This window comes from Pseudomonas spirodelae (assembly GCF_034653255.1).
Classification (GTDB): Bacteria; Pseudomonadota; Gammaproteobacteria; order Pseudomonadales; family Pseudomonadaceae; genus Aquipseudomonas; species Aquipseudomonas spirodelae.
The window spans coordinates 1-10,606 of the sequence record NZ_JAYEET010000031.1; the positions used below are offsets into that span (position 1 = coordinate 1).

General features: G+C 51.0%; 9 protein-coding genes and 1 pseudogene. 1 reads left to right on the forward strand and 9 read right to left on the reverse strand.

Annotation, left to right across the window (positions count from 1 at the left end; translation table 11 throughout):
* Positions 1 to 1,258 (reverse strand): IS1182 family transposase (locus tag SOP97_RS09355; RefSeq protein ID WP_322949038.1); only part of this gene is annotated, 1,258 nt, incomplete at its 3' end.
* 274 nt (positions 1,259 to 1,532) lie between these two features.
* Positions 1,533 to 2,567 (reverse strand): hypothetical protein, encoded by a 1,035-nt coding sequence (locus SOP97_RS09360; RefSeq protein ID WP_322949039.1) that lies wholly within the window; start codon positions 2,565 to 2,567, stop codon positions 1,533 to 1,535.
* Between the two features lie 95 nt (positions 2,568 to 2,662).
* Between SOP97_RS09360 and SOP97_RS09365 the strand changes: the two genes are divergently transcribed.
* Positions 2,663 to 3,181, forward strand: a complete 519-nt coding sequence (locus tag SOP97_RS09365) for a DUF4184 family protein (protein WP_322949040.1) — start codon at positions 2,663 to 2,665, stop codon at positions 3,179 to 3,181.
* A gap of 142 nt (positions 3,182 to 3,323) precedes the next feature.
* On the opposite strand, the gene SOP97_RS09370 is transcribed toward SOP97_RS09365, so the two are convergent.
* The 7 genes and pseudogenes from SOP97_RS09370 to SOP97_RS09405 all read right to left on the reverse strand — a co-directional run.
* Positions 3,324 to 4,259 (reverse strand): SHOCT domain-containing protein, encoded by a 936-nt coding sequence (locus SOP97_RS09370; RefSeq protein WP_322949041.1) that lies wholly within the window; start codon positions 4,257 to 4,259, stop codon positions 3,324 to 3,326.
* Between the two features lie 143 nt (positions 4,260 to 4,402).
* A complete protein-coding gene (locus tag SOP97_RS09375; protein WP_322949042.1) occupies positions 4,403 to 4,615 on the reverse strand; it encodes a hypothetical protein in 213 nt (70 codons plus the stop codon).
* A gap of 305 nt (positions 4,616 to 4,920) precedes the next feature.
* Positions 4,921 to 5,862, reverse strand: a complete 942-nt coding sequence (locus SOP97_RS09380) for a toll/interleukin-1 receptor domain-containing protein (protein WP_322949043.1) — start codon at positions 5,860 to 5,862, stop codon at positions 4,921 to 4,923.
* A 185-nt stretch (positions 5,863 to 6,047) separates the two neighbouring features.
* Positions 6,048 to 7,223 carry a restriction endonuclease gene (locus tag SOP97_RS09385; RefSeq protein ID WP_322949044.1) on the reverse strand — a complete coding sequence of 392 codons (1,176 nt, stop codon included), beginning with the start codon at positions 7,221 to 7,223 and terminating at the stop codon, positions 6,048 to 6,050.
* A 340-nt stretch (positions 7,224 to 7,563) separates the two neighbouring features.
* Positions 7,564 to 8,382: a hypothetical protein gene (locus SOP97_RS09390; RefSeq protein WP_322949045.1), complete on the reverse strand. Its 819-nt coding sequence runs from the start codon at positions 8,380 to 8,382 to the stop codon at positions 7,564 to 7,566.
* 269 nt (positions 8,383 to 8,651) lie between these two features.
* Complete coding sequence (locus tag SOP97_RS09395) at positions 8,652 to 9,974, reverse strand: hypothetical protein (protein WP_322949046.1); 1,323 nt, start codon at positions 9,972 to 9,974, stop codon at positions 8,652 to 8,654.
* 529 nt (positions 9,975 to 10,503) lie between these two features.
* Positions 10,504 to 10,606 (reverse strand): annotated as a pseudogene (locus SOP97_RS09405) (AAA family ATPase); the annotation flags it as partial.

A 10,606-nucleotide genomic window follows, 5' to 3' on the forward strand; every position in this document is an offset into this window, starting at 1 on the left:
TCMGTTTTCGAACCCGCATCATCTCTGGTGCTTGGTTCAACCGGCGCTGCATTTCCTCCAGCACTGCTTCATGCTCCCAGCGCCTTACTCGACGATTTGTGCTTGGTGTGCACTGGGTTTTCAGCGCACAGCTCTGGCACTTAGAACTCCAGTAACAGTGCATATTCATGCCTTTCTCAACACTAGAGAATCGCCAGATCAGTGCCTCTCCCGCCGGGCAGGTGTATTCGTTTTTCGTCGCGTCATACACGAAGGCATCTTTGTTGAATCGACCTTCTGCTTTAGCGCTGGAGGTCATTGGCTTTGGCACGTATGCGGTGATGTTTGCGTCGTGACAGGCCAGTATTTCTTCACCTTTGAAGTAACCTCGGTCAGCCACGACGGACAGCGTTTCTGAGCCGATGGCTTCCCGAGCTTGCTTCGCCATTGAACTGAGTTGGTCACGGTCTGAACCGCTGTTGGTGACCTCGTGAGCAACGATCAGGTGGTGCTGTGTATCGACCGCCGTCTGTACGTTGTAGCCGACGATGCCGCTGCCGCGCGTCATCATCGAGCGGGCATCCGGGTCGGTCAGCGAAACCTGTTTATCTGGCGATTCGTTGAGCTGAGTTTCGATCCCCTGAAGCTCTTTCATCTGCGCTTTGAGCTTGGTTATTTTCTCTTCCAGGCTCGCAGTGTCAGGCGCAGAGGCGCTAGGAATCTGCCGATCAGCCGCATCGAGCTCGGCCAAATAACGGCTGATACTCGCCTCGATTTCTTCCATGCGCCGCTTCAGTTTGGCGCTGGTGAAATTGCGGTCACGGTTGTTCACTGCCTTGAATTTGCTGCCGTCGATGGCAACCAGGTTTTCGCCAAACAACCCCAACTGCTGGCAGAGCAAAACGAACGGGCGGCAGACGCCGCGAATGGCCTTGCTGTTGTCTTTTCGGAAGTTGGCAATGGTCTTGAAATCGGGCATCAAGCGCCCGGTTAGCCACATGAGTTCGACGTTGCGCTGGGCTTCTCGCTCAAGGCGTCGGCTTGATTGAATGCGGTTTAGATAACCGTAGATGTAGATCTTCAGCAGGATCGCAGGGTGGTAAGCAGGTCTGCCGGTTTCGGCTGGAATGACACCATCAAAACCTAGCTTGGCCAGGTCGAGTTCATCGACGAAAACGTCAACTACCCGAACCGAATTGGTATCGCTGACGTAGTCATCGAGGCTTTCGGGAAGCAAGGTGCTTTGACCTCGGTGTTCACCCTGGATAAACCGTTTCATGGGCTTCCCTTGCGATGAGATTTTCAGAAATCATAGCAAGGGTTAACCGGGGCGTTTTTACACACTCTGGGCCAAAAGCTGCCTGTCGTAATCGGCTCAAATCGACCCAAAGCAGAAGTTCGATTTGGAAAGTCCGATGGCTGCTTCGCAGCGGGAGCGATCGATCGTTAGGGTACTATGAACGCTAGCCACAGACCGGAAGCAGCACTCTGGGACAGCCAGCTCAAGCCAGCACGACCCCTCTCGCTTGACATCGCCACTAAATCTGCATGGCTTAGATTGAGTAATCGTTCTTCGCCGTCTTCAAGAGAGACTCCCCGTAGCTGCTCGGTTGCTTGATCTGCCTGCTTGCGAACACGCTGATGTCAAGGTCCGGCTTCCCACGGGCAGTGGTGACCTGTTCGATGCCTAATGACGTCAGGACGAGGTAGCAACCCTCTCCCCACAGGGACTCCGCATCGATATCAACCGGGCCGGCATCACGCCACCAGCAGAGCCTTGCGACCACAGCGCCGCTCGGGTCGAGGAAGATGCTGGGCTCCTCGTCATGCGCGCTCCAGCGAAGCCGCTTCACCCAGTTCGGGCACAAAGCGAACGAATAGGCCGCTGCGTCAAAGCCCATGCCCACTGAGAAAACAACTTTCCTTACCAGCGTTGGCGCCAGATCATTGTCAAATGCGACGTACTGGCCTAGCCAAACAGCGATGGGCAGCCTGGCATAGCAGTCGTCGAAGTCTTCACTGTCAATCTCTGCCGATGGTGCTCTAAACCGGTAGAGGCGGTGCTCCAACAGCCGTGGCTTGAGGATCTTGAAGCGGGATACTTCGGCCACGACTTGGCCGTGGCTGTATGCTGGGAAGGGGGCAACGTCACCGTCGACTTCGTCAATCCACTTCCGTTCTCGCTCGGACCAACCCGCACTTCGGTTTAACAGAGGCATTCGGATCCACTCGGGACGCCCTCGCGGGAGCGTCAGCGGTCGAGGCGGAAGCGGGCAGCCCAGACGTTCCAACAGCGTCGTCATGTAGCTGCCTTTCACTTTGCCGGCCAGCCGCAGTTCTCCCGCGACGTGGCGAAGTGCGGCAATTGCAATGTAGGCGTGGGGCTTCAGGTAAGTGATCTGCATGTCGAGTACGCGAAGCTGAGTCTCAAGCCTTTTGATGCCAGAGGGCCCGAATGCCTCAAGTCCACCCCAATCCTGGATGAACATCGCCGCGCGTCGGCGGACTGTCATCTCCTCAATGCCTGCCGCCTTCGCGATGTGACGTGCCGTCGAGCGCAACATCTCGGTCCAGCCAAAAGCGGTCATTTAATGTCTACAAAACCTGGGATGATTGATTCAGTCATAATCTTCCCCACATGTTCATCAGGTATCTAAGTCTTAATCAGAATAAAGGAATATAAATGCCCTTTACACCGTTCCACTTGGGCGCCGCTCTTGTTGTTAAACCCGGACTAAGCAAGCACTTTAGTCTGATTACTTTCGGCATTGCTCAAATCGCAATGGATATTGAGCCTGGAATAGGGATGCTCACGGGAGCAGAAGTGCTTCACGGCCCGTCACATACCTTTGTTGCTTCGCTGGCGATTGCTCTCCTTGTCATGCTTGTTGCTCCCGGCATTTGCAATTTCCTAGTGAGACATTGGAATAAAGAGGTCACACACTACAGGATGCCTTGGCTGGTTGAGGCTTTTCCGGTGTCGAGAGCCGCTGTGATAGCGGGTGCATTTTTCGGCACCTTCAGTCATGTCTTTCTCGACAGTTTGATGCACTATGACATTAGGCCGTTTTCGCCATTTTCCGATGCGAACCCGCTTTTTGGCTTGATCACTCACGATGGGGTTTACCAATTCTGCGCGATTGCAGGCCTATTGGGTGGTATTACTTGGCTTGCGATGAAATCGATTAATCGGGACATATGAATTAAAGACCGCATTGCTTTCCGTGGTTGAATTCGGCCCTAGTAGCAGGTGGTAATCGACCAAAAGCAGTGTAGTGAGGCGCTGACGTTCTTTGCAGACTGACCTCTACTTCTGGCGAACTCTAAAAATGGTGGGGGATATCCTATGAATTCATGATTTTATCACGCGCTAATTTAAACTCATCTTCGGTTATCAAGCCCTTCTCTTTCAGTTCGGCCCATTTTAATAATTCATCAGCCGCCGAATAAGTCCTCATATTTTCACTTTTAATTATCCGAGAATTTCTGATTGGAAAACTTGAAACAGAGGCGGTGATTTTATTAAGCTTTTTAAGCGTGGAGCTTGCTTTTAAAGCTAGTCGCGGATGGATTTTTCTCTTGTAAAAAAACAACGGAATTACAAGAAAGGCAATTAAAAGCAAATTCACGGCGATAATTTTTAGATACTTAATGTGCAGCGAATCGTTTAGTGTTTTGATTTTTTCGATCGCTACTGGCTTGCTTAATTTATCAGCGCCATCTAGATTTGATAAGTCTATTAAGTAGCTCGCCTCTGGGCTTGAGTTTTCAAGTAAGCCAAATTTTGCGAGTCCACCTCTATAGACATGGATAATTGCAGTTTTTTGATTTTTTTGTAGTGCTTCGTGCATAGGCTCATAGCTTTCACTGGTTGAAGTATACCAATGTTGCTCATTTATAAAAGCTGTTGAGCCATCAAATTGTACAGCCACGGCTTTATTGTGACTTTCCGGAAACTTTCCATCTTGGCTAAGTAGGTAGGTGTAATATAATCCTCGACTATCGCAGTCAAGCCCTGCAACTGCATGATCATAAATTATTTCAAAATAATCCATCGCCTCCATTAGTTCGTAGAACCTAGTGTTAAATTTATTGTAGAGGCGGGGAGAATTAACAACCTTACACTTCGAAATAAAATCTATTCTAATCTCGGAGCCTAAATTCCAATAAAGCTCTCCAGTGCTGGTGTTAAAATGTTCTTCTGCATAATACGGCTCTCTCGCAAATGACATCATTGAAATTGAAGCAACAATAAACGCAAGCGCAATATTTAATTTCATAATGAGGGTCTTAAAAGAAATTTTTGCTATTTAATCCAGCGGCGGCACTCGCTACAACTGCTCTATTTTTCGAAAGCAAAATTAGAGCACACTGCAGACCCTATCGACATCAGGCAACTAATCAATGAACGATTACATCTGAGTCAATCAAAACTTGACCATTCATGTAAGACGGGCTCCTCGTCACTGTTCTCTACCATTGACTGAATCTCGGATGTGGTTACAGGTAAATCTGGGCCTATGAACCATTGACTGCCATCGTAGGTCACCCAAGAATCACCAATCTGCCAAGTTATCTTCAATGGCATATTTAAAAGCATGCGGCTAGCAAGCACAGCATGAAATTTATCGAGCATATTTCATTCCTGCCACCAGTGTGATGGCTTCAATTGAACACTGCCAACCGAAGTGCTTTCGTGTGCGAGTATTTATTAGTCAAGCGATTGTATCCGGTTGCCTCTGACTGTGTACCAAAAAGTACGTGCCCCTGGGCAGTACCTAGCGAATCATTCCGTTGACGTTCTAGTTGCTGCAGCGTTGCCAGGGATGAGGGGGACGTATTCATTCTCCCTGAGTGCCCGCATTTGGCCGATCCTTGCCGCTCTAGTGACCGACGACGCGACCCAGCAGCATTAATGCGTGGTCGGCCCCTAATTACGGATCAACTCAAAGAGCGTCGTAAGGAGGCGGAAACATGATCGATCTGGCAGTTACCGGCTAAAAACCAAATCACGCGAATACTCCCACTACATTCCAGTGTCCTGATAATGTGATCAATTAGAAAAGATGGAGCATTCTGCTTCTCCCGCAAGACATTGTTGCTGCGCGCATCAGTGTTCACAATCAAAGAAATCACTGAGCGAGTAATCTCCGAATATCCGGGCACATGCTCCCTTGCGTAAAGCTCGAACCCGGAAACGCTGACTGACACACCACTCAATGACCCCGAAAGGCTTTGCTGCCAATTTATAGCTCCGTATTCATTGAGGTATTCCAGTGAATCTCTGAGTTGGGGCTCTGGAATTACGAACTCTCCATTTTTCTTAAATGCGTCAGCACCGACCAACGAGCTTCCGCTCTCCAATGCAGCCTCACATGCGAGCCTCGTCACTAAGCTGTCGATATTATTGTGGCTGGTTACGCCAGCACCGAACGCAGACACATAAACTGGTGGTTTGCCCAGCGGGGGCTTATCAGACGCTCCAAATATGGTCGCAACGATTTCATCAAACGATGCATCGTAGGCAGACTCATCTTTGAAGCTGACCCACTTAGTGGCTTTCAGTGCTTGAGGAACCTCGCAATCGTCTAGCACTAACGGAATAATCCTTGTTCCTTCACTGATTTTACTCACGACAGCGTGGTCTAGTTCTTCACGAACCCAGGGCTTATGTACGCTATTTCTCGACAGAACAATAATCACTGCCCGAGCAGCACCAAGCCCCTCATCAAAAATCTTTTTGACGAGGCTGTCACCAACCTTTATTTCCCACGTATCAACCCAAGCGTCTATTCCATTAGATCTTAGTTGCTCAGCAAACGACATAACGAAACGAGCCTTATCTTCACTCGCATGGCTAACAAAAACTCTGGGCGCATCCATGTAATATTCCCTTATCTAGACCAAAGTTTAAATCGCACCTCTGTTCCGTAGAAATGTCTGAGGTCGATTCTGGACTGATTGCACTTTATCACCAGCGACTGCTTTTTGCCGTTCTCTGCTGCTAATGACAGGCGCAAGTCGGCCAAAAGCGGCCTAAAAAAGCTACGAAAATTGCACCGTTTAACTTAGTCAAGCCGGTCAAAATAGACCGGTCTACCGTCCCAAGCATAGAAAAGTGTTCTCTGTCCCCAATACCTTACCTGTCCTTGCTCGTCTGTCCTTGTAGCTCGAAACACCGTATCGCGGCGAGCAAATATTTCCGGACCGCAGTTCAACACGGGCATGACTCTTCCGACATGAAAGTCCCCAGAAGATTGGACGCTAGGAATGTGGGCCAGCAATGCGGACGTACGCGATTCCCGCAACACCACGCAAAAGCTCGGATGGTGCCGATCGCCAACAACTAAGCGAGGATCAGTTCCTCGCGCTTGAATCTCTTGAAGGAGGGGCAAAATCTCTTGGGCAGCCATTGCTCGATTTCTGGCCATGACCATTTCTTGCGCTGACTGATTGCACCACTCAACTAGGTTTCTTGAGTCTGCCAGTATGAGCTTCGAGCCCGCCTGTTCAGCAAAACGACGAACTCCCGGTAGGTAGCGTGAAGAGGTGATAAACAGGCCACGGTTTGCATTATAGCGATCTACATGAGCGGAGAGAGCAGCAACCGCCTCAAGCTTGATGGGGTTACTGGCTGAATAACGCTTCACTTGCACGATAGTAAGAAGATCACCTATAGGGTCACGTTGCCAGATTCGCAGGTCTACACCTTCATCAGCAGAGCCTGGCCCAAGCTCAGTTCTCCACCCCCTCGCCGCAAAGATGCTGCTAATTAGTGTTTCGAACTCGCGGTGTCCAAGCCGATGAAAATCTTGAGCGTTGCCGGCGAAGTATCTATACAGATCACCACTGACATCTGCAGTGTCAGCTTCAACCAATCGGCAAATCCATTTCCAACGTGCTACTTGGTACGCTGCATGAACTAGGTCACTCTCATCATCAATGAAGTAGTAACCCCAAGTGCATGACTCATGGCACTCCAAGTAAACACCAACCGCTTCAAGCTCTTGATTTAGCTCCCTTGCCTCATCGTAATCCCATTCTAGGAAGGTGTTGACGCCTCCTTCTGCACATAGCAGAAGCAGAGCGCCCCCAAGGAATGGTTCTTCGTCGTAGTGAGCTATCGGATCAACATGGCAGGCGTCATACCAAATATCGTGACGCTTAGCCCAATTAACAGTGAGGGCGGTTATTCGAACGATTAGGCTTTGAATGTCAGCCTCTAAAGCACTCTGAAGGTCCATCGTCGTCAGTCCTTACCCGGCCAGTGATTTTCTTCGGATTGGCAATCACGCGCCCTTTGATCTGCACTCGGACAGCGCTCCCATCTCTCGTCTCTGTGGCGTCATAACCAGCTGTACGTGCTGCATGTAGATCCAGACCAAGGATCGCAGCAGCCTCACATTCGGCAATCTCGCCAGTGATGCCTAGCGGCTTTCCAGTCAGTTGCCGATATTGGACAGCTAGTCGTTTTGCCTGCTCCACGAGTTCGGATACCTGCGCACGCACGGAGTCGGGATCGGTCGTAGTGAGCTGCTCCATTTTTTCACGAAACCACTATCTGTTGTGTTTAAACGTTTTCGCTCACCTTGGACGTATGGAATTACTCAGACTGCTGAGCCCTACAGTAGCCCCCTCGGCGAATCTCGACACCAGAGACTCAACGATTTCGAGCGTACCTGCTGGCGCTAAAGGCCCAACCAAAATTTGCGTAGACCTCAGAGCATCGGGATCAAGCCTGATGTCGACATGAGTACGCCCAGGGATATCTCTAAGAAGGTTGACGCCAGTGCGATTCCATTCTGTCCTCGACTGAATATAGGAGGCTGGGTCTCCTTGATAAGGCGTTTCCGGGCCGGGCGCCGCCGCGATCACAAATCGATACTCATCTTGGAATGCCCAGGAATTTGGCTTGAAGTGAGCTATCTCAGTCAGATCACCAAAAAACGTTATGTGATCGGGGGCTAGTGCTGAGTAGAGGGACTCTATAGCTGTTTCCACATCTGGAACGTAGTGCACTCTTCGTCCAAAAGTCGCCCTCATCTCTGGGTAAGGTGTGAGGGTAATGTTTGGAGAAAGCATCTCCTCCACACTGAAGGGTGCCTGCAGGTCAATGAATTGAAATTGCTCGTGCCACCGAATGTCGATCGGATGCCAGATAAATGGATCTGGCCGAAGGGAGATTCGAACACCCTTCATCGCGTCGCCGTACATCGCCCATTGTGGAATGCTCTCCTGCTGTGATGCTGACCAACAGCTTGCGAAGGTTTTGGCTCCCAACGGGAAGTGCCCTATAGAACGGCCTTCCGTGACATCATCAAATTGATCCAACCTGGTGAACCTGAGAGTTTGGTACCGCAGGATTAGAGCCAAGGTATTCACGGTCGTGTAGTGATGGATCATGGCAACTCTTCCAGGGCAGGTGGACTGATCAACTTTACGATACAAGCATATGACGCAGTGAATCGCCCCTTGATTAGTAGACACCTTCGGGCGGTCGCGTTTTGGCCGACTCCAGCCAGTCGCGACTGACTACTCCCGGCCAAAAGTGAACCGATGCCTTTCCAGCTGAAAGACATCTCTACGAGGCTTGGCGGTGTCTACAAAACTGGGGTAATTCAACCTGCCTGTACCAGTCGACACAAAAGCCTAACTTGATTATGAGGCTTGGATTACTCGAACAGGGCTGGGTGGCGATTGATCGCCTCCAACAGCGCATCCTCCGTTGACAGCCCTGCACGGATCATATTGGCGAAGGCCTCCAGCGCTGGGAGCGAGTTCTCACCATATAAGGTGACCTTCATGAACGTAGCAGCCAACTCAGAGAGCTCGATATCCTCGCGTCCTTGGCTACCCAAGCTGGCAAACAGCTCAAGCACATCTGCCCCCTTGGAGTATTCATCTAGCCCGAATAAGGCATTGAACACCATGCCTAGCGAGCCGGAGATATGGGGCTCTGGGCGCGTCCACTCATTGCGAGGGACGCTCCCTTGATCTGCGATTTCCAATTGCTTACGGATCTTAGTGGGAATCGTCGCAGCCGCGCTTTCACGGCTGTAATAGGGGCGGGAGGCCAGAGCTGCTGCGTCCTTGGACACCTTCCACATGATGAACCACATCTGCGCGACGCTGTACCTGCGCAACCCATGACGGACTGCTCCTTCGATCTTCTCGATGGCCTCAGGGCTAAGGTCTTGACCATGCATCGAACACTGATAATGCAAGTAGCGCATAACGTCAGCAGCGGAGTAGTCCAACCAAAGGTTAGTCAAAGCCTCAACGTCGGTAAACTCTCGGTCCCGCAGGACAATGAATGCCTCCTCACCGCGCCCCATGTTAGTGTCTGGGGGTAGGAAGTAACGCGTAAAGGCCTTTTTGTGCCAGAGCTGCCCGTCTTGGAGGTAATAGACATTGGGGTCCGCAGCTGAAGGATCGTCAACCAGCACTCCCTGGCCATACAAGCGATCGATAAAGTCATCTGCCCCCATGGGCGTCAGGTCAGCGCAATCTCCCCGACTAAATGTGCCTGCTAATAGCCTAGGGCCTATCAAGGCTTCAATCGCTTGAAGGATGAGCACCGAGTCATCTGGTAGATCGGCATAGCAAATCACCTCATTCCGAGCTCTCGCGATATAGGGCGTTAGCCGGGCTTCCAACTCAGCTCTGTTCGCAGCCACTCGCTTTTCCTCCTCTTCGCGTTGCAGCTCCTGACAATTGCCACAGGGGCGCGAGGAGCGCTGAGGAAATTTCTTGGCTTCGCTACGACCGCTGATCCGCATCTCACCGTTGCACACATGGCAGACTTGGTTCTCGTCGTAAGCTCGACAGAACTGGCGAACATACTTAGCTAAAGCGCCAGACTGGTTAACCTCCCGAAACGGCAGCAAGTCGGCCACACGCTCGAGATAGACCCCATCCTCATCCATTGCCCAGTACCGTTTAGCCAACTCAATCTCTTGTGGATCCTGAGTTGCGAACTCCAATCTGACTGTCATATTACGATCTTGCACCCTAATGAGACTTAGTAATCATTGTTCGGCTTCGATCTGCAAATTGGAAGTCCCTAAAAAGTCCCCGTCTTTTCTAGACTTGGTCGCCCACCAAAGAGCTACTGGGCGAATAACCAGTGTCTGAGTCAAGAACCTGCGGGTGGTTCAACTGCTGCTCGGCCATACGAAGCTAGATAGCACTGTCCGTTACCTCGGGATTGAGATCGATGACGCCTTGGAAATGGCGGAGCAGACCGAGGTTTGACCATGTATAGCGACGGTCGAAGTCAGACCGTCGCTAACCGGCCCAGAGTGTGTAAAAACGCCCCGGTAGACCCTTGTGTTGGCGCTGATGGAAAATTGACCCACCCTGCCGATTGAAATTTGACCCAGGGCGGATTGCTGATTTTGTTACCAGCAACTGTGGATAAGTCTACCAGCGCAGCTGCTGTTGCCCCCACTCCTTCGCTAGCCCAGTTCAGTTGTTTAAGACCTGCCACACGCAGCCATGTAGCAGGCCGTCGTCGCCATGAAATCAGAACGGCTCATCGTCCTCCGGTTCTTGGCCGCCCTTACGCTTTCGCTCCCGTGATTTGATCTTGGCCTGGGCCGCCAAGCTACTGTGTTGCAGGCGATAG